This window comes from Streptomyces sp. BRA346, from assembly GCF_052851135.1.
In genome coordinates, this window is sequence record NZ_JAIWIH010000048.1 from 1 (window position 1) to 18,796 (window position 18,796).

15 protein-coding genes and 1 rRNA gene are annotated in these 18,796 nt (G+C 71.5%); 11 read left to right on the forward strand and 5 right to left on the reverse strand.

The window, feature by feature from the left end; genetic code table 11:
* Positions 1-92, forward strand: a 5S ribosomal RNA gene (gene rrf, locus LCH29_RS38285); the annotation flags it as partial.
* Positions 93-380: 288 nt separating this feature from the next.
* Here the strand turns inward: rrf and LCH29_RS38290 are convergent.
* The gene (locus tag LCH29_RS38290) at positions 381-1,592 is read right to left on the reverse strand and encodes a hypothetical protein (RefSeq protein ID WP_446466290.1); all 1,212 of its coding nucleotides are present in this window, start codon (positions 1,590-1,592) and stop codon (positions 381-383) included.
* Positions 1,593-1,741: 149 nt separating this feature from the next.
* On the opposite strand from LCH29_RS38290, the gene mtnA reads away from it, so the two are divergent.
* From mtnA to LCH29_RS38325, 7 genes are all read left to right on the forward strand, one after another.
* Entirely contained in the window at positions 1,742-2,902 is a 1,161-nt protein-coding gene (gene mtnA, locus LCH29_RS38295; protein WP_446466291.1) for an S-methyl-5-thioribose-1-phosphate isomerase, read from the forward strand.
* A complete protein-coding gene (gene mtrA / locus LCH29_RS38300; RefSeq protein ID WP_009717421.1) occupies positions 2,899-3,576 on the forward strand; it encodes a two-component system response regulator MtrA in 678 nt (225 codons plus the stop codon). Before mtnA ends, mtrA begins: the two co-directional genes overlap by 4 nt.
* A 1-nt stretch (position 3,577) precedes the next feature.
* The gene (gene mtrB / locus LCH29_RS38305; protein WP_446466292.1) at positions 3,578-5,599 is read left to right on the forward strand and encodes an MtrAB system histidine kinase MtrB; all 2,022 of its coding nucleotides are present in this window, start codon (positions 3,578-3,580) and stop codon (positions 5,597-5,599) included.
* Positions 5,589-7,457 carry an LpqB family beta-propeller domain-containing protein gene (locus tag LCH29_RS38310; RefSeq protein ID WP_446466293.1) on the forward strand — a complete coding sequence of 623 codons (1,869 nt, stop codon included), beginning with the start codon at positions 5,589-5,591 and terminating at the stop codon, positions 7,455-7,457. Before mtrB ends, LCH29_RS38310 begins: the two co-directional genes overlap by 11 nt.
* Before the next feature lie 130 nt (positions 7,458-7,587).
* A complete protein-coding gene (locus LCH29_RS38315; RefSeq protein ID WP_446466294.1) occupies positions 7,588-8,361 on the forward strand; it encodes a ComF family protein in 774 nt (257 codons plus the stop codon).
* Positions 8,362-8,678: 317 nt separating this feature from the next.
* A complete protein-coding gene (gene hpf, locus LCH29_RS38320) occupies positions 8,679-9,371 on the forward strand; it encodes a ribosome hibernation-promoting factor, HPF/YfiA family (RefSeq protein ID WP_446466295.1) in 693 nt (230 codons plus the stop codon).
* 210 nt (positions 9,372-9,581) lie between these two features.
* A complete protein-coding gene (locus tag LCH29_RS38325; RefSeq protein ID WP_446466296.1) occupies positions 9,582-10,319 on the forward strand; it encodes a response regulator in 738 nt (245 codons plus the stop codon).
* Between the two features lie 37 nt (positions 10,320-10,356).
* On the opposite strand, the gene LCH29_RS38330 is transcribed toward LCH29_RS38325, so the two are convergent.
* Both LCH29_RS38330 and LCH29_RS38335 read right to left on the reverse strand, forming a co-directional pair.
* Positions 10,357-11,490: a winged helix-turn-helix domain-containing protein gene (locus tag LCH29_RS38330; protein ID WP_446466345.1), complete on the reverse strand. Its 1,134-nt coding sequence runs from the start codon at positions 11,488-11,490 to the stop codon at positions 10,357-10,359.
* A gap of 230 nt (positions 11,491-11,720) precedes the next feature.
* Complete coding sequence (locus LCH29_RS38335; RefSeq protein WP_446466297.1) at positions 11,721-12,320, reverse strand: GNAT family N-acetyltransferase; 600 nt, start codon at positions 12,318-12,320, stop codon at positions 11,721-11,723.
* 242 nt (positions 12,321-12,562) lie between these two features.
* Between LCH29_RS38335 and secA the strand changes: the two genes are divergently transcribed.
* The gene (gene secA, locus LCH29_RS38340) at positions 12,563-15,406 is read left to right on the forward strand and encodes a preprotein translocase subunit SecA (RefSeq protein ID WP_446466298.1); all 2,844 of its coding nucleotides are present in this window, start codon (positions 12,563-12,565) and stop codon (positions 15,404-15,406) included.
* 63 nt (positions 15,407-15,469) lie between these two features.
* On the opposite strand, the gene LCH29_RS38345 is transcribed toward secA, so the two are convergent.
* Positions 15,470-16,108, reverse strand: coding sequence for an Rv3235 family protein (locus tag LCH29_RS38345; protein WP_446466299.1), 639 nt, complete (start codon positions 16,106-16,108; stop codon positions 15,470-15,472).
* 394 nt (positions 16,109-16,502) lie between these two features.
* Here LCH29_RS38345 and LCH29_RS38350 point away from each other — a divergent pair, with 394 nt between their 5' ends.
* Positions 16,503-17,009 carry a DUF6912 family protein gene (locus tag LCH29_RS38350; RefSeq protein WP_446466300.1) on the forward strand — a complete coding sequence of 169 codons (507 nt, stop codon included), beginning with the start codon at positions 16,503-16,505 and terminating at the stop codon, positions 17,007-17,009.
* Between the two features lie 16 nt (positions 17,010-17,025).
* Positions 17,026-17,694 carry an HAD family hydrolase gene (locus LCH29_RS38355; protein WP_446466301.1) on the forward strand — a complete coding sequence of 223 codons (669 nt, stop codon included), beginning with the start codon at positions 17,026-17,028 and terminating at the stop codon, positions 17,692-17,694.
* Positions 17,695-17,843: 149 nt separating this feature from the next.
* On the opposite strand, the gene LCH29_RS38360 is transcribed toward LCH29_RS38355, so the two are convergent.
* Positions 17,844-18,425 (reverse strand): DJ-1/PfpI family protein, encoded by a 582-nt coding sequence (locus LCH29_RS38360; protein ID WP_446466302.1) that lies wholly within the window; start codon positions 18,423-18,425, stop codon positions 17,844-17,846.
* Positions 18,426-18,796 lie beyond the last annotated feature (371 nt).

Consider the following 18,796-nt stretch of genomic DNA (forward strand, 5'->3'; position numbering starts at 1 on the left):
CGCCCGGTTACATTCCGAACCCGGAAGCTAAGCCTTTCAGCGCCGATGGTACTGCAGGGGGGACCCTGTGGGAGAGTAGGACGCCGCCGAACAATCTTTAGCCTCGGTCCCGAGCATTTCATGCTCGGGACCGAGGCGTTTTTGCGTTCAGTGTCAGGTTCCCAATCGAACTGATGTATCACCGGATCGAGTGAAACGGGGCTGTGGCCCTGGCGTGGCGAGTGCGGGACCGCCCAGAATCGCCAGCAGGAGGGGTGAGAAGAAGCGGGGGGATGGTCATGGGGCTGTTGCGAGGGGTGCAGGCCGGGAGGGCGGTGGAGGTGGCGTCAGGGCCCGTTATGGGCCCGGCTCTGACGCCATCGTCCGCCGCCGTCACCACATCAGTTGCCGGAGTCGGCGGCACGGGCGAGTTCGAGGTCGAGTGCCTCGCGGCGGATGCGCTGGTCCATGTAGAGAAGAGCGGTCACACCGGCGCTGATCGGGAAGGTGATGGCCGAGCTGATCACCCCGCCGATGCCGACGACGATCAGAAAGGCCCAGCCGACGGAGACGGACTCGCCGGACAGGTAGTCGATGGCGCTGTCCCCGCCGAACGCCATCGCGACGGCGCTGGTCGGCACCTCGACGATGGCGGCCACGAGGAAGACCAGCACGATGGACAGGAGCTGGATGCCGAAGACGCGCCACCACGCGCCGCGCACGAGCTTGGCGGAGCGGCGCAGGGCGGAGATGATCCCCTGCTTCTCCAGCATCAAGGCGGGGGCGGCGAGGCTGAATCGGACCCAGAGCCAGATGGCGACGCCCGTTCCGGCGAGCGCTCCGAGCGAGGCGAGTGCCGCGCCTTCGCTGCCCACGCCGACCGCTGCGAGGAGCATTCCCGGCGCCATGCCCAGGCCGATGACGGCCGCGGCGATGGTGGGGATGAGCAGGAGCAGACCGCACAGCTGAAGCAGGCGCGGCCGGGCGCCGCCCCAGGCCTCGCCGGTGGACACGGGGCGGCCGAGGACCGCCCGGGCGGTGACCATGGTCAGCAGGGCGGTGGTGACGATGGTGCCCAGCACGCCGACGAGCATGGTGACCGAGCTACTGCCCAGGGCGTTGCGAACGGCTTCCAAGGCCTCCGCGAGCGTGGGGTCCGGCTCGTCGACGGTGCCGGTTCCGGAGGTGGTGCGGAACCACAGACCGGTGACGACGGTGATCAGCCCCTGGGTCACCACCGAGACCGCGAGCGAGATGCCGAGGACCGTGCGCCAGTGGGCGCGCATGGTGGCGACCGCGCCGTCGAGGATCTCGCTCACGGCGAGCGGCCGCAGCGGGATGACGCCGGGGCGGGGCGCGGGCGGCGGCTGTCGCCAACCGGCGCCCCAGCCGCCGCCGTTCGCCGATCCGGCCGGGTGCGGGGGCGGCGGGGTGACGCTGCCGTGGGGGGCCGTCCAGTGCCCGGCGGGTGGTTGCTGCTTGGCCCAGGTGGCGCCCCGCGCGGGCCGCTCCGGCGCGGGGTGGTCGACGGGCTCGTTCGGCTGCTGACTGCCGTGATCGGGCTCGTCGGAAGGGGACGATCCGGGCGGAGCCCAGCCCGGAGAGTCGTTCATCGTCGCTCCGTAGGTCGTTCGTTGGCCGGTCGCCGATGCGGTGACGGCCGCTTCGTAGCCATCGTGCCACGGTGTGTTGTGGTTCGTACCGGTCGCCGGGGCGGGCTGACCACTTCATCAGTCGGTGCCGCAGGGGGCAGACTGGTCGGATGGCTGATGAGCACCGGGAGTCCCCGGAAGGCGCCGCAGCGCCCACTGCTTTCGCACTGCGCTGGGAGGAACCACCGGAGGGGCCCGTGGTGGTGCTGCTCGACCAGACCCGGCTTCCCGCCGAGGAGGTCGAGCTGGTGTGCACCGATGTGCCGATGCTGGTGGAGGCGATCCGCTCGCTCGCGGTACGAGGAGCCCCGCTGCTCGGCATCGCCGGGGCCTATGGGGTCGCCCTCGCCGCGGTGCGCGGTTTCGATGTGGACGAGGCCGCCGAGTCGCTCGCCCATGCCCGCCCCACCGCCGTCAACCTCGGCTATGGCGTGCGCCGGGCCGCCGCCGCGTTCCACACGGCGGTCCGGGACGGGGCCGACCCCGAGCGGGCCGCCGCGGCCGCGCTCGCCGAGGCCCGCACCCTGCACGGTGAGGACGCCGAGGCCAGCGGGCGGATGGCCGAGCACGGCCGGGCGCTCCTCGATGAGCTGCTGCCCGCGGGGGGCTACCGCATCCTCACCCACTGCAACTCCGGCGCGCTGGTCTCCGGCGGTGAGGGCACCGCCCTGGCCGTGGTCAAGGCGGTGCACCGGGCCGGGCAGCTGCGGCGGCTCTGGGTGGACGAGACCCGTCCGCTGTTCCAGGGGTCTCGCCTGACGGCGTACGAGGCGGCCCGGGCGGGGATGGCCTACACGCTGCTCACCGACAACGCGGCCGGATCGCTGTTCGCGGCCGGGGAAGTGGACGCGGTCGTGATAGGCGCGGACCGGATAGCCGCGGACGGTTCGGTGGCCAACAAGGTCGGCAGCTATCCGCTCGCGGTGCTGGCCCGCTACCACCATGTGCCGTTCATCGTGGTGGCCCCGACCACCACGGTGGATCCGGACACCCCCGACGGCGCGGCGATCGAGGTCGAACAGCGGCCCGGACACGAGGTGACGGACGTCCTACTGCCGCATGCCCCGGCCGCCCCCGGTGCCGACGCGGCGCTGGGAGTACCGGTGGCCCCACTGGGCACGCAGGCGTTCAACCCGGCCTTCGACGTCACCCCGCCGGAGCTGGTCACCGCGATCGTCACCGAGCGTGGTGTGGTCGCTCCGGTCACCGAAGGGGGTATCGCGGAGCTGTGCGACAGGTCACGATCAGGTAATGGGATGATGGCCTCATGAAGGGACGCGTCCTTGTCGTCGACGACGACACCGCACTGGCAGAGATGCTCGGCATCGTGCTGCGCGGCGAAGGCTTTGAACCGTCGTTCGTCTCGGACGGCGACAAGGCTCTTGCCGCCTTCCGCGAGGCCAAGCCGGATCTGGTGCTGCTCGATCTCATGCTGCCCGGACGGGACGGGATCGAGGTCTGCCGGCTGATCCGGGCCGAGTCCGGGGTGCCGATCGTCATGCTCACCGCCAAGAGCGACACGGTCGACGTGGTGGTCGGGCTGGAGTCCGGTGCCGATGACTACATCGTCAAGCCGTTCAAGCCGAAGGAGCTGGTGGCCCGGATCCGGGCGCGGCTGCGGCGGTCCGAGGACCCGACGCCGGAGCAGCTGACGATCGGCGATCTGGTGATCGACGTCGCCGGGCACTCGGTGAAGCGGGACGGGCAGTCGATAGCGCTGACCCCGCTGGAGTTCGATCTACTGGTGGCCCTGGCCCGCAAGCCGTGGCAGGTGTTCACCCGCGAGGTGCTGCTGGAGCAGGTCTGGGGCTATCGGCACGCGGCCGATACCCGGCTGGTCAATGTCCATGTGCAGCGGCTGCGCTCCAAGGTCGAGAAGGACCCGGAGCGGCCGGAGATCGTGGTGACCGTGCGCGGCGTCGGCTACAAGGCCGGGCCCAGCTGAGATGACGGGTGGCGGCACGGCTCCGCGGCCCCAGGGTTCGGGAGGCGGGGCGCCGGAGGGCGGCCGAGTGGGGCGGCCCGACCCGGCGGGTGACATTCCGCTGCTCCGGAGGCTGTGGAGCGGCGGGCATCTGCTGCCCGACGGTGCCTCCGGCGGACCGGCCCACCCCTTGATCCGGCTGTTCGGGCGGTGGGTGCGCCGTCCGCTGCTGCCCGCTGCCCGACTGTGGCGGCGGAACATCCAGCTGCGGGTGGTGGCCACCACGCTGCTGATGTCGCTCGGCGTGGTCATCCTGCTCGGCCTGGTCGTCATCGGCCAGGTGCGCAACGGTCTGCTGGACGCCAAGCGGCATGCCGCGCAGGGCCAGGCCGTCGGCGGGTTCGAGGTGGCCGAGCAGGTGGCCGACCGTAAGAGCGACACCGGCGGCCAGGACGGTGCGGGCCCCGGCAACCGCGGCGCCCAGGACGCGGGGGCGTGGCTGAACGCGCTGGTGGAGCAGTTGGCCAGCGGCGGCAAGGGCGCGTACTCGGTGGTCGCGCTCAGCTCCGACTCCGGGGAGACGCCCTATGTGGCCAGCCGCGGCCCCCGGGCCTCCGGTGACGTCAAGGCGGACAGCGTGCCCGCCGATCTGCGGCAGCGGGTGGACGAGGGCCGGACGGCCCCGTACGAGCAGTACGGGCGGATCGAGCACCTCGGCTCCGGCGACAGCGAGGCCGCGCTGATCATCGGCAAGCGACTGGACGACAACCACGGCGACGCGTATCAGCTGTACTACCTCTTCCCCTTCACCCAGGAGGAGAAGTCGCTGAGCCTGGTGAAGGGCACGCTGGCCACGGCCGGGGTGTTCGTGGTGGTGCTGCTCGGAGCCATCGCCTGGGTGGTGGTGCGGCAGGTCGTCACGCCGGTGCGGATGGCGGCCGGGATCTCCGAGCGGCTGGCGGCCGGTCTGCTCCAGGAGCGGATGAAGGTCACCGGGGAGGACGACATCGCCCGCCTCGGCGAGGCGTTCAACAAGATGGCCCAGAACCTCCAGCTCAAGATCCAGCAGCTGGAGGAGCTGTCACGGATGCAGCGGCGGTTCGTCTCGGACGTCTCCCATGAGCTGCGGACGCCGCTGACGACCGTGCGGATGGCGGCGGACGTCATCTACGAGGGGCGCGAGGACTTCGATCCGATCACGGCGCGCTCCGCCGAGCTGCTGTGGGGCCAGGTCGACCGCTTCGAGTCGCTGCTCTCCGATCTGCTGGAGATCAGCCGGTTCGACGCGGGCGCGGCCGCCCTGGAGGCCGACCAGATCGATCTGCGCGATGTGGTGAACCGGGTGGTCGACGGGGCCGAGCCGCTGGCCGACGCCAAGGGCACCCGGATCCTGGTGCGGGGCGCCGAGGCGCCGGTGATCGCTGAGGCGGACGCCCGCCGGGTGGAGCGGGTGCTGCGCAATCTCGTGGTCAACGCCGTGGAGCACGGCGAGGGCCGGGACGTGGTGGTGCGGCTCGCGGCGGCGGGCGGCGCGGTCGCGGTGGCCGTGCGGGACTATGGGGTGGGACTGAAGCCCGGCGAGGCGACGCGGGTGTTCAACCGCTTCTGGCGGGCCGATCCGGCGCGCGCCCGGACGACCGGCGGCACCGGTCTCGGGCTGTCGATCGCGGTGGAGGACGCGCGGCTGCACGGCGGCTGGCTCCAGGCGTGGGGCGAGCCCGGTGGCGGTTCGCAGTTCCGGCTGACGCTGCCGCGCGCCGCGGGCGATGTGCTGCGCGGTTCGCCGATCCCGCTGGAGCCCGACGACTCCCGGCGCAACCGGCAGCCGGCCGACGGCGGGCAGGCGCAGCCCGCGGCGGAGCGGCTGGCCTCGGTGCCCGCGCAGCCCCGCTCCGCGCTGCCGCCCGCCGAGGCCCCGGTGCCCCCGGCCGATCCGACGGCGCTGCCGGGGAACGGGGCCCGGGTGGTGCGTGGCGCCACGGAGCCGGTGCACCGGGAGCGAACGACACCGAACGAAGGGGAGGGCCGCCCCCGTGGGCGCTGACCGTGCCGACCGCCACCGTTCCCGCTCCGGCGCGCGTCGCCGTGCGCGGGGCACGGGCCCGTTGCTCGCGTGTGGGGTGCTGCTGCTGTCCGGCTGTGCCTCGATGCCCGACAGCGGGGATGTGCGCCGGGTCGACTCCTCGCCGCGCTCCGATGTGGATTCGCAGGTCCGGGTGTACGGGGTGAGCCCGGGCAAGGGCGAGCAGCCCGCCGAGCTGGTCTCCGGCTTCCTGGAGGCCACGACGAGCGACGAGGAGAACTTCGCCACCGCGAAGGAGTATCTGACCCGGGGCGCGTCCAAGGACTGGGATCCGTTCGCGCAGACCACGGTGCTGGAGCAGGCCCCGGACGTGCGGGTGGAGACCGATCCCGGCGATCGGGACGGCAACAGCAAGACGGTCGTGCTGTCGGGCAACCGGATCGCCACGGTGGACGCCGCGCACGCCTACCGGCCCGATGAGGAGCGGTACGAGCAGCGCATCCATCTCACGCTGCGCGGGTCGGAGTGGCGGATCGACGGGCCGCCGCCGGGGCTGGTGCTCGGCGAGTCCGACTTCCAGCGCATCTACCGGTCGGTCAACAAGTACTACTTCGCGAAGCTGGGGCCGGACGCCGCGGACTCACGGGTGGGGGACCAGGTCCTGGTCGCGGACCCGGTCTATCTGCGGCGGCGCATCAATCCGGTCACGTCGACGGTCAAGGCGCTGCTGGACGGTCCGACGGACTGGCTGGATCCGGTGGTCAGCACGGCCTTCCCGGCCGGTACGGCGCTCGGCCGCAACACCGGCAAGCTGTCGCTGGACGATTCGAACTCGCTGAAGGTCCGGCTGAGCGATCAGGCGGCGCAGATCAGCCCGGGGCGGTGTGCCCGGATGGCGGCGCAGACGCTGTTCACCGTGCAGGACCTCTGGGAGGGATCGGACGAGGTGAGCGGGGTGCGGCTGGAGCGGCAGAGCGGCTCCGAGCTGTGCGCCCTGTCGGGCGACGCGGCGCGCGCGTACGCCCCCGACCAGGTCATCGGGCGGCCCCAGCACCAGTACTTCGTGGACGCGCAGCACCGGATGGTCCGGCTGTCCGACGACGAGGACAAGCCACGTCCGGTGCCGGGGCCGTTCGGCGCCGACGGCGCGGGCCTTGGCACGGTGGCGGTCTCGCGCGACGAGCGGGACGCGGCGGCGGTCAGCGAGGACGGCCGGTCGCTGTACGTCACGGAGCTGGCGTCCGGAGCCGAGCGGGGCCGGGTGCGGGTGCACAGCCAGGGCGGCAGCCCCGAGCACGGGCTGACGGCGCCCAGCTGGGACGGGCTGGGCGGGCTGTGGGTGGCCGACCGGGACCCGCAGCGGCCGCGGCTGCTGCGGCTGCGGGGCGGCACCGGCCAGGCGGACGAGGTCGAGCTGCCGACGCTGGACGGTGGCCGGATCACGGCGCTGCGGATGTCCGCGGACGGCACCAGGATCGCGATGCTGGTCAAGCAGGACGGGCATACGACGCTGCGGCTGGGCCGGATCGAGCGGCGGGGCACGGCGGACCGTCCGAAGTTGTCGGTGCGGGCGCTGCACGCGATCGCGCCGAAGCTCCAGGACGTCGACACCGCGTCCTGGGCGGGGGACAGCCGTCTGGTGGTCGCGGGCCGCGAGTCGGACGGCGTGCAGCAGCTCAAGTACGTGGAGACGGACGGCTCACCGGCGGATCTGCCGGAGGTGCCGGGGCCGAACGGGGTGGAGACGGTCGCCGCCTCGGAGGACCAGACCCGGCCGCTGATCGCCGAGACCAGGGAGAACGGGATCGTCCGGCTGCTGCCGAACACGGACTGGAAGACCGTGGACGAGGACGGTTCCGGGCCGGTGTACCCCGGATAGCCGTACGGGCGGGGGAGGCCGGTCCGGCCTCCCAGGCGCCCGCCACCCCCTGGGGGCGGCCAGTTGTCCACATGCGCGTGGTTTTCCACAGGGGGTGGCGGCCCGGCCGGTGTGACGGGACAGTGGGGCCATGCGGGGCTGGTGGCGGGAGATCGCCGATCTGGTGCTGCCGGCCGACTGCGCGGGATGCGGTCGGCCGGGTGTCCCGCTGTGCGACCGGTGTCATGGGGCGCTGCGCGGGCCCGGGGCGCGTCGGGTGCTGCCGAGCCCGGTGCCGCCGGGGCTGCCGGTGGTCCATGCGGCGGTGGATTACGTGGACGAGGCCCGGGCGGTGCTGCTCGCGCACAAGGAGCGGGGAGCGCTGCGGCTGGCGGGGCCGCTGGGCGAGGCGCTGGCCGGTGCGGTGCGGACGGTGGCCCGCGGGGCCCTGCCCCGGGACCTGGGGGACCGGCCCCTGCTGCTGGTGCCGGTGCCCTCGGCGCGGCGTGCGGTGGGGGCGCGGGGCCATGATCCGGCCCGGCGCATCGCGTGCGCGGCGGCGGGCGTGCTGCGTCGCGAGGGATGTCCCGCGCGGGTGCCGTCGGTGCTGCGGCAGCGGCGGCGGGTGACCGACCAGTCGGGGCTGGGCGCGCGGCAGCGACGGGCGAACGTGACGGGGGCGCTGGAGGCCGTGCCGGGTGGCGGGCGGCTCCTGGTGGCGGGCCCGGTGGTGCTGGTGGACGATCTGATGACGACGGGGGCCTCGCTCGCGGAGGCCGCGCGGGCGGTGGCGGAGGCGGGCGGCCGGGTCGTGGGCGGGGCGGTGGTGGCCGCGCCGCCGAACCCGGCGTCCACTCCCGCGCCCTGGGGAAACTCGGCGGCTCCGGGGCGTCTCAGACCCTTCGCGAGCGGTAAGCGGAACTGAATACGAAGCCGTGTCGTTGCAGGCTGTAAAGGCGCCAAAGCACCTGATCGGAGGTACGGCTCGGTAGGGGGTGCCGACAACCGTCCCGGCGAGCTATGTTCGGTTGTGAGGAGTGGCAGGTGCTATGACTCGCAAATCCGCTTGGCGTGCTTTGCGTGCTTTCTCGTGAGCCGTTAACCGAAACGGGGTGGAGTTGTTCCCCGTGGGAAGGAGAGGTGAAAGCCGCCAAGCCGGTGGCTCCGGAAGACGCCGGAGCCTAGTGCACAAGGGATGAGCTCCGGTGGACCATCCGGAGCGACCCGGGAACGGAGTTCTGCGTGGACATCGTCGTCAAGGGCCGTAAAACAGAGGTGCCCGAGCGGTTCCGGAAGCACGTGGCCGAGAAGCTGAAGCTGGATAAGCTCCAGAAGCTCGACGGCAAGGTGATCAGCCTCGACGTCGAGGTGTCCAAGGAGCACAATCCGCGGCAGGCCGACCGGTCCGACCGTGTGGAGATCACCCTTCGCTCCCGCGGCCCGGTCATTCGGGCGGAGGCCGCGGCGGCCGATCCGTACGCAGCGCTGGACCTGGCGGCCGGCAAGCTGGAAGCGCGGATGCGCAAGCAGCACGACAAGCGCCACACCCGGCGTGGCAACGGTCGCATTCCGGCCAGCGACGTGGCCATCACAGTGCCCAATGCGGCACGTATCAACGGCCACGGTGAGATCGCCGCCCAGCGCGCCCCGTCGGACACTGTTCCGACCACCCGGATGGGACCCCTGGAAGTTCAGGGTGAAGGCCCCCTCGTGGTCCGTGAGAAGACCCACGCCGCGGTCCCGATGACGCTCGATCAGGCTCTCTACGAGATGGAGCTGGTCGGGCACGATTTCTATCTGTTCGTCGACTCCGACACCAGTCAGCCCAGCGTCGTCTACCGGCGGCACGGCTATGACTACGGGGTCATTCATCTTCAGCCGGAGGCGTTCGCAGGGGAAGAGCCCGGTGGCGCCGGCGGTGCGCTCGGCGCCTGAGACCACCCGAGGCTCGACCGCTTCTGGGCGGGCGCACAGAGACTGAACGGGATCGCGCGGCGTATGCGCCGCGCGGTCCCGTGGCCGGTCCGGGCATGAAATCATGGCTCGACGGCCAACCGGCATGGGGAAACGACTGGTTGACGCCGTACAGCACCGTGCACCGCAGAGTGCAGACCGCAAGGGCCATGGCCTTCAGGGGGAGGAACGATGGCGGACAGCTTCGGGCCCGTGTCCGACGAAGGCGATGACCAACGCCTGGGGCCGGACAGGGGCGAGCCGCGCAAGGAGCCGATTCGGGTCCTCGTAGTGGACGACCACGCTCTCTTCCGGCGTGGGTTGGAGATCGTCCTGGCCCAGGAGGAGGACATTCAGGTCGTCGGTGAGGCCGGGGACGGCGCCGAGGCCGTGGACAAGGCGGCGGATCTGCTGCCGGACATCGTCCTGATGGATGTGCGCATGCCCAAGCGCGGGGGGATCGAGGCCTGCACGTCGATCAAGGAAGTGGCCCCCAGCGCCAAGATCATCATGCTGACGATCAGCGACGAGGAGGCCGACCTCTACGACGCGATCAAGGCGGGCGCCACCGGCTATCTGCTCAAGGAGATCTCGACCGACGAGGTGTCGACCGCGATTCGCGCGGTGGCCGACGGCCAGTCGCAGATCAGCCCGTCGATGGCGGCCAAGCTCCTCACCGAGTTCAAGTCGATGATCCAGCGCACCGACGAGCGGCGGCTGGTGCCGGCGCCCCGGCTCACCGACCGTGAGCTGGAGGTGCTGAAGCTGGTGGCCACCGGCATGAACAACCGCGACATCGCCAAGGAGCTGTTCATCAGCGAGAACACCGTGAAGAACCACGTCCGGAACATCCTGGAGAAGCTTCAGCTGCACTCCCGGATGGAGGCCGTGGTCTACGCGATGCGGGAGAAGATCCTCGAAATCAGGTGAGCGGCAGCGGATGAGCGGCAGGTGAGCCGGGCCGCGGTCAGCGGACCGCGGCCGCCAGCGGTGCGGCCAGCTCCGGGCGGTTGACCCGCTCGATCCGCACCGCGTCGCAGCCCACCCACCCGGCCGCCTCGCGGAGCGCATCGGCCATCGGCGCCACGGCCTTCGGGGTGTCCAGCGACACCTGCCGGGCCACCAGCGTGGTCCCCTCACGGGCCGGGTCGACCCGGCCGAGCAGCCGCCCGCCCGACAGCAGCGGCATGGCGAAGTAGCCGTACACCCGCTTGGGCCGGGGCACGTACGCCTCCAGCCGATGGCTGAAGCCGAAGATCCGCTCGGTGCGCGCCCGGTCCCATATCAAGGAGTCGAAGGGCGACAGCAGGGTCGTGCGGTGCCGTCCGCGCGGGGTGGTGGCCAGCGCCTCGGGGTCCGCCCAGGCGGCCTTGTCCCAGCCCGCGACCTTCACCGGCACCAGCCCCGAGTCCGCGATCACCGCGTTGACCTGCTCCCCCTTGAGCCGGTGGTAGTCCGCGAGATCCGCCCGGGTGCCCACGCCGAGGGACTGCCCCGCGAGCCGCACCAGCCGCCGCAGGCACTCCGCGTCGTCCAGGTCGTCGTGCAGCAGCGCCTCCGGCACCGCGCGCTCCGCCAGGTCGTACACCCGCTTCCAGCCGCGCCGCTCCACGCACACCACCTCGCCGTACATCAGCGCGCGCTCGACCGCGACCTTCGTCGCCGACCAGTCCCACCACAGGCCGCCGTTCTTGGCGCCGCCCAGCTCGGTCGCCGTCAGCGGGCCCTCGGCGTGCAGCTGCGCCACGACCTTCTCGTACGCGCCCGGCGGCAGCTCGTGGTGCCAGTGCGGGCGGGCGCGGTAGGCGCGGCGGCGGAACGCGAAGTGCGGCCACTCCTCGATCGGCAGCACGCACGCCGCGTGCGACCAGTACTCGAAGGCGTGGGTGTCGCTCCAGTACGCCGATTCGACCGCCGTGCGGCCGACCGCGCCCAGGCGCGCGTACGGAATCAGCTCGTGCGAGCGCGCCAGCACCGAGATCGTGTCCAGCTGCACCGCGCCCAGATGGCGCAGGACGCCGCGCACTCCACCGCGCCGGTCGGGCGCCCCCAGGAGCCCCTGGGCGCGCAGCGCGATCCGGCGCGCCTCGTCGGCGGACAGACTGACCTCGGGCTTGTGGTGCTGCGCCTCCCGCTCAGCCTCGGCGCGCTCCGCTGCACCGGCTTCCTTCGTCACTGCTCGCTCCTTCGTCGCTGCGCGGCTCCTCAGTCCAGCCGGCGCAGCGCGCCGAGGCACGCTCACGGTGGCCCCGGACCCGGAGGCGGGATTCGTCATGCGCGCCACCGTAGTGGCGACCACTGACAACGCCCCCGACCCGTGGGGGCACGCGGTCAGATCCGGTTCGCGGCGGGGGCCGGGAGATACGGCGTGGTCGAGGGCAGCCCGAAGTCGGAGGGCAGCAGCGCGCCCCGCCAGGCGTCCCGCCGGGTGCCCTCGCGGACGATCCGCGCCCGGTCCGTCCCCTCCATCCGGAAGCCCACGGCGAGCGCGACCGCCCGCGACGCCTCGTTCCCGGCCTCCGTGCACCACTCCAGCCGCTCCACGCCCAGCCCGGTGAACGCCCACTCGGCCACAGCCCGCGCCGCCTCGCCCGTGTAGCCGCGCCGCCGGTGCTCTCGTACCGTCCAGTAGCCCAGTTCGGCCTGGCGCTCGGGGCCGTGCAGCCGGGCCAGCCGTACCAGGCCCATGGCCCCGATGAGCGTTTCCTCACCCTTGGTGACCAGCGCGAAGTTATAGGTACGGTCGTCCCGCCAGCCCTCCGGGCAGGTCCGCCGGACGAAGTCCTCGGCGTGGGCGCGTTCGTACGGAGCGGGCACGGTGGTCCAGCGCAGGATGTCCGGGTCCTGACAGGCGGCGTGGACCGCCGGGGCGTCGGACGGCCGGAAGGGGCGCAGGACGAGTCGCTCGGTGGTAAGGGTGACGGGCTCCATGGCGAGAGTCTGGGCTGCTGCCGCGCGGGTCCGCGACTGGTTTTGGCGAATTCGGGGGCACCCCGGCGACCTCTCACGCGTTGACACGGTGTGGTGACACCCGGCCCGCGTGGTGACGGACCTCCCGGCCAGGCGGGGTCTGTCTTACGATGGCCGTTGCGGCGGGGCTTGTGCCCCTTGACAATGCCGCGCCAGCGCACCCCACAACCGTGCCAGGCCCGACCGGCAAGGAGCCAGCCTACGTGTCCGTCTTCAACAAGCTCATGCGTGCAGGCGAAGGAAAGATCCTGCGCAAGCTGCACCGCATTGCGGACCAGGTCAATTCCATCGAAGAGGACTTCCTGTCGCTCTCCGACGCCGAGCTGCGTGCCCTCACCGACGAGTACAAGGAGCGGTACGCCGACGGCGAAAGCCTCGACGACCTGATGCCGGAGGCGTTCGCGACCGTGCGCGAGGCGGCCAAGCGGGTGCTCGGCCAGCGTCACTACGACGTCCAGCTGATGGGCGGTGCCGCGCTGCACCTCGGGTACGTCGCCGAGATGAAGACCGGTGAGGGCAAGACCCTGGTGGGCACCCTGCCGGCGTATCTGAACGCGCTGTCCGGCAAGGGCGTCCACCTGATCACGGTCAACGACTACCTGGCCGAGCGTGACTCCGAGTGGATGGGCCGGGTGCACAGGTTCCTCGGCCTCGAGGTCGGCTGCATCCTCGCCAACATGACCCCGGCGCAGCGCCGCGAGCAGTACGCGTGCGACATCACCTACGGCACCAACAACGAGTTCGGCTTCGACTATCTGCGCGACAACATGGCGTGGTCGCAGGAGGAGCTGGTGCAGCGCGGCCACAACTTCGCGATCGTCGACGAGGTCGACTCGATCCTGGTGGACGAGGCCCGTACGCCGCTGATCATCTCGGGCCCGGCCGACCAGGCCACCAAGTGGTACGGGGACTTCGCCAAGCTGGTCACCCGGCTGACCCGCGGCGAGGCGGCGAATCCGCAGAAGGGCGTGGAGGAGACCGGGGACTACGAGGTCGACGAGAAGAAGCGCACCGTCGGCATCCACGAGTCCGGTGTCACCAAGGTCGAGGACTGGCTGGGCATCGACAACCTGTACGAGTCGGTGAACACCCCGCTGGTCGGCTACCTGAACAACGCCATCAAGGCCAAGGAGCTGTTCAAGAAGGACAAGGACTACGTCGTCATCGACGGCGAAGTCATGATCGTCGACGAGCACACCGGCCGTATCCTCGCCGGCCGCCGCTACAACGAGGGCATGCACCAGGCGATCGAGGCCAAGGAAGCGGTCGAGATCAAGGACGAGAACCAGACCCTCGCCACGATCACCCTCCAGAACTTCTTCCGCCTCTACGACAAGCTCTCCGGCATGACCGGTACGGCGATGACCGAGGCCGCCGAGTTCCACCAGATCTACAAGCTCGGTGTGGTCCCGATCCCGACCCACCGCCCCCTCGCCCGGGTCGACCAGTCCGACCTGATCTACCGTACCGAGGTGGCCAAATTCGACGCGGTCGTCGACGACATCGTCGAGAAGCACGAGAAGGGCCAGCCGGTCCTGGTCGGCACCACCTCCGTGGAGAAGTCCGAGTACCTGTCGCAGCAGCTCGCCAAGCGCGGTGTGCCGCACGAGGTGCTCAACGCCAAGCAGCACGACCGGGAGGCGACGATCGTCGCCCAGGCGGGCCGCAAGGGCGCCGTCACGGTCGCGACGAACATGGCCGGGCGAGGTACGGACATCAAGCTCGGCGGCAACCCCGACGACCTCGCCGAGGCCGAGCTGCGCCAGCGCGGCTTGGACCCGGTGGAGCACTCCGAGGAGTGGGCGGCCGCGCTGCCCGCCGCCCTGGAGAAGGCCGAGGCCGCGGTCAAGGCCGAGTTCGAGGAGGTCAAGGACCTCGGCGGGCTGTATGTGCTGGGCACCGAGCGCCATGAGTCGCGCCGTATCGACAACCAGCTGCGCGGTCGTTCCGGCCGTCAGGGCGACCCCGGCGAGTCCCGCTTCTACCTCTCGCTCGGTGACGACCTGATGCGGCTGTTCAAGGCGCAGATGGTCGAGCGCGTCATGGCCATGGCCAACGTTCCCGACGATGTGCCGATCGAGAACAAGATGGTCACCCGCGCCATCGCCTCCGCCCAGTCGCAGGTCGAGCAGCAGAACTTCGAGACCCGTAAGAACGTCCTGAAGTACGACGAGGTCCTCAACCGGCAGCGCGAGGTCATCTACGGCGAGCGCCGCCGCGTCCTGGAGGGCGAGGACCTCCAGGAGCAGGTCGGCCACTTCATGGACGACACGATCGACGCGTACATCCAGGCGGAGACCGTCGAGGGCTTCGCCGAGGAGTGGGACCTGGACCGGCTGTGGGGCGCGTTCAAGCAGCTCTACCCGGTCGAGGTGACCGTCGACGAGCTGGAGGAGGAGACCGGCGACCGCGCCGGGATCACCGCCGAGTTCATCGGCGAGGCCATCAAGGACGACATCCACCGGCAGTACGCGGCCCGCGAGGAGCAGCTCGGCTCCGAGATCATGCGTGAGCTGGAGCGGCGCGTCGTGCTGTCCGTGCTGGACCGCAAGTGGCGCGAGCACCTCTACGAGATGGACTACCTCCAGGAGGGCATCGGGCTGCGCGCGATGGCCCAGAAGGACCCGCTGGTCGAGTACCAGCGCGAGGGCTTCGACATGTTCCAGGCCATGATGGAGGGCATCAAGGAGGAGTCGGTCGGCTACCTGTTCAACCTGGAGGTCCAGGTCGAGCAGCAGGTCGAGGAGGTCCCGGTCGAGGATGCGGAGGCCAAGGCCACGCTGGACAAGGACGTGCAGGACGCGGTCCCGGCGGGCGCGGGCGCACCCTCGACGGGTCGTCCCGAGATCCACGCCAAGGGCCTGGACGCCCCGCAGCGGCCGGACCGGCTGCACTTCTCGGCCCCGACGGTCGACGGCGAGGGCGGCATCGTGGAAGGCGACTTCACCAACGGTGAGATCCCGCCCGCGCCGCGCTCCGAGGCCGACGGGCTGACCCGCGCGGAGCGGCGCAAGGCCAACAAGGGTGGCCGCCGCCGTAAGAAGTAGCGCGTAGCGGAATGGCGCGAGAGGCCGGGGCACCGTGCGACTACGCACGGTGCCCCGGCCTTCTCACGGCCCCGCCGATGTGACCAGCGGGCCGAGGTCGACGGCGGCGCAGCGCCAGCGGGCGTCGGCGCCCAGCTCCAGCCGGAACGCGAGCGCGCTGAGCCGGTCGGCCGAGGCGATCCGGGCGAACGCCTCGATCACCCCGTGCCGCGGCCGGTACTCCCCGCAGCGCCGTACGACGGGTACGGCGCATCCGGCGGCGGGGCGCAGCGGTGCGCGGGGCGCGAGCACGATCAGCTGGTCGTAGGCGTCCGGGAGGGTGTGCCCGAGCAGGGTGTGGACCGGCCGCTGGCCGCTGAGGGTGAGCAGCAGCCGGTGCGCGAACCAGTAGTGGGGCAGCCGGTCCCGCTCGCGCTGTACGGCGGCGAGGGCGGCCGTACGCGAGACGGCCGCGGTGCGCCGGGCGGGGCCGCCGCCGATTGGCCGCGTCGCGGTGTGGGGGCCGGGCCGTAGTGCGGTCGCGCTTCCGGTCGCGCCGCCGGGTGCGCCGTCCGGTCGCCGTACGGTGGCGCCGCCCGGCCGCCGGGAATCGCGGCGCCCCGGCGGCCCGCCACGGCCCCCGGCCCCACCGCTCCGGCGCCGCGCGGCGGTGCCCGCCGCGCCCCGGTCGGTCCGCGTCGTGGTCCGGGTGATCTCGTGCATGCGTCCCGCCGTCTCTGCCGGGCCCGGGAAATACCGGGCAGTAGCTTTCTGTCGGGGAGACTTCTACCGACGCGTTTCCGCCACCCGCAACGCCCGTCACCGGGCCCCCGGACCCGGCCGGGCCGTTCACCTATCCGGGGGAATCGATCCGGTGGAAGGACTGGTGGCGGCATATGGGACAGCGGACGAGCCCGGGGCCCGCGGCCCCCGGGAATCCCCCGAACGGGGACCGGCAGCCCCGACCGACCGGCCCCACGGTTCGAGCTGAAGGTGCTCCACGCCGCCGCCCCGACGGGGGCACCTCCCCGCGGCAGCTGGGGAAAAACCCAGCACTCAAAGCGGGGGCGTCGAACGTATGCTGGCGGGACCTGATGTCTCGTGAAAGTGGCGGCCCATGCGCGTCTACGTCCCCCTGACCCTCTCCGGTCTCGCCGAGGCGCACAAGACGGGAGAACTGGGGCCGGGGCCGCTGACCGCGTATGCCGTGACGCCCGCGCTGCGCGAGTGGTACGTGTCGGACGACATCGAGGAGCTGGAGTACGCCGCCCTCAGCCGGGCCGCGCAGGCATCCCTGCGGCTGCTCGCCGTGGACCGGCAGGTGCCGCGGCGGCGCGTGGTGGTGGCCGTGGACGTGCCCGACGGGCAGGCGGTCCCCGACCCGGACCGGGGGCTGGACCAGTCCGCGCTGGGGGAGGTGCGGATCGCCGCCGCCGTACGGCTGTCCGAGGCCGCGGCGGTGCACCTGGACGCCGACGACGCCGAGCGGGACGTCGCCGCGGCGGCCGACGCGCTGGGCGCGGCGGACCTCGGGGACGACGACGCGCAGTTCACGGTGGACGGTGCGGAGGACCACGAGCTGATGTGGTACGCCACCCAGGAGATCCCCAATCTCATCGAGTAGGCCGTACCGTCGAGGGATGGGGACGAACCGCGTGACGCACATCGTGTGGGACTGGAACGGCACGCTCTTCCATGACATCGACGTCGTGATCCAGGCGACGAACGCCTCGTTCGGGGAGATCGGCCTGCCGCCGATCACGCTGGAGCGCTACCGGGAGCTGTACTGCGTACCGGTCCCGCTCTTCTACGAGCGGCTGATGGGGCGGCTGCCCACCGACGAGGAGTGGGAGGTCATGGACGAGGCCTTCCACCGGCACTACTGGGCGCTGGCCGAGAGCGCGGGGCTGGCGCTCGGCGCCCGGGAGCTGCTCACGGAGTGGCAGTCTGCGGGGCTCACCCAGTCGCTGTGCTCGCTGGCGCCGCACGAGAACCTGATGCCCCTGGTGCGTACGCACGGCATCGAGCGCCACTTCGTCCGCGTGGACGGCCGCACCGGTCAGAGCACCACCGGCAAGGCCGAGCAGATGGTGCGGCACCTCGCCGCGCTGGAGAGGGTGCCGCCGCAGCGGATCGTGGTGATCGGCGATGCGGTGGACGACGCGGTGGCGGCCCAGCACGTGGGGGCGCGGGCGGTGCTCTACACGGGCGGCTCGCACAGCCGGACCAGTCTGCTCTCCGCCGGGGTGCCGGTGGTCGACACCCTGGAGGAGGCCGTACGGGAGGCCGAGGCGCTGGCTGACAGCTGACAGCTGACAGCTGACAGCTGACAGCTGACAGCTGAGAGGTGACAGGTGACAGGTGACAGGTGACAGACGCCAGCTGACGGGTAGCGGATATCAGATAGCAGCTGACGCTTGAGAGGTAACAGCTATCAGCTGACAGATGGCGAAATCTGTCAGCTGATCGGTGCCTTCGTCCGCAGCACCGCCAGGAACTCCCGCATCCACACCGGATGGTCCGGCCACGCCCGCGACGACACCAGCGTGCCGTCCACCACGACCTCCGCGTCCTGGAACGTCGCCCCCGCCGCCTGCATGTCCAGTTCCAGCGCCGGATACGCGGTCACCCGCCGCCCGGTCAGCGCGCCGACCGCCGCCGTCAGCAGCGGGCCGTGGCAGAGCTGCGCCACCGGCTTGTCGGCGTCGAAGAACGCTTTGCAGATCTTGCGCAGCTCCGGGTCGTTGCGGAGGTATTCCGGGGCCCGGCCGCCCGGGATCACCAGGGCGGCGTACTGCCCCGGGTCGACGTCGGAGAAGGCGAGGTCGGCGGGGAAGCTGTAGCCGGGCTTCTCGGTGTAGGTGTCGTAGCCCTCCTCGAAGTCGTGCACCACGAAGCGCAGCGTTTTGCGGGAGGGGGCCGCGATGTGTACGTCGTAGCCTTCCTCGCGCAGGCGCTGGTACGGGTAGAGCACCTCCAGGGACTCGGCCGCGTCCCCGGTCACCAGCAGGATCTTCGCAGTCGCAGCAGTGCTGCTCATGCCGCCCACCTCCACGTTTCCACGCTTACCACCGACGATCTCACCCTGCCTCCGCACCAGAGGTTTGCCAAGAGCGCATCGGGTGGCGCCGCACGCTCCCCGGCTGTCCGGTGTCGTCAAACATCGGGGTCGGGTTTTGTACACGAACGGCTCATGACGAGCCCCTGGGGTGGAGCGATAGCCTTACTGCGTGATCAGCGCGATAGTCCACGGGGGCAAGGAGGCCCTCGCTCCCAGCCCGGGGGGCCTCCGGGCCGGAGCCGCTGCCGCTGGTCGACGCCGCGTGGGGTCTTGGTCACTTACGGCCGAGTACGCCGCGGCCTTCTCCCGATCCGGCATACCGTCGTACGTGACCGGATACCCCGAGTCGC

Excerpts from the sequence above, each read along its gene's own strand:
- mtrA (WP_009717421.1), top strand. The coding sequence starts at position 2,899 with ATGAAGGGACGCGTCCTTGTCGTCGACGACGACACCGCACTGGCAGAG.
- LCH29_RS38360 (WP_446466302.1), bottom strand. The coding sequence starts at position 18,425 with ATGAGCAGCACTGCTGCGACTGCGAAGATCCTGCTGGTGACCGGGGAC.
- LCH29_RS38315 (WP_446466294.1), top strand. The coding sequence starts at position 7,588 with ATGCGGGGCTGGTGGCGGGAGATCGCCGATCTGGTGCTGCCGGCCGAC.
- LCH29_RS38345 (WP_446466299.1), bottom strand. The coding sequence starts at position 16,108 with ATGCACGAGATCACCCGGACCACGACGCGGACCGACCGGGGCGCGGCG.
- LCH29_RS38290 (WP_446466290.1), bottom strand. The coding sequence starts at position 1,592 with ATGAACGACTCTCCGGGCTGGGCTCCGCCCGGATCGTCCCCTTCCGAC.
- LCH29_RS38350 (WP_446466300.1), top strand. The coding sequence starts at position 16,503 with ATGCGCGTCTACGTCCCCCTGACCCTCTCCGGTCTCGCCGAGGCGCAC.
- LCH29_RS38325 (WP_446466296.1), top strand. The coding sequence starts at position 9,582 with ATGGCGGACAGCTTCGGGCCCGTGTCCGACGAAGGCGATGACCAACGC.
- mtrB (WP_446466292.1), top strand. The coding sequence starts at position 3,578 with ATGACGGGTGGCGGCACGGCTCCGCGGCCCCAGGGTTCGGGAGGCGGG.
- LCH29_RS38335 (WP_446466297.1), bottom strand. The coding sequence starts at position 12,320 with ATGGAGCCCGTCACCCTTACCACCGAGCGACTCGTCCTGCGCCCCTTC.
- mtnA (WP_446466291.1), top strand. The coding sequence starts at position 1,742 with ATGGCTGATGAGCACCGGGAGTCCCCGGAAGGCGCCGCAGCGCCCACT.
- LCH29_RS38355 (WP_446466301.1), top strand. The coding sequence starts at position 17,026 with ATGGGGACGAACCGCGTGACGCACATCGTGTGGGACTGGAACGGCACG.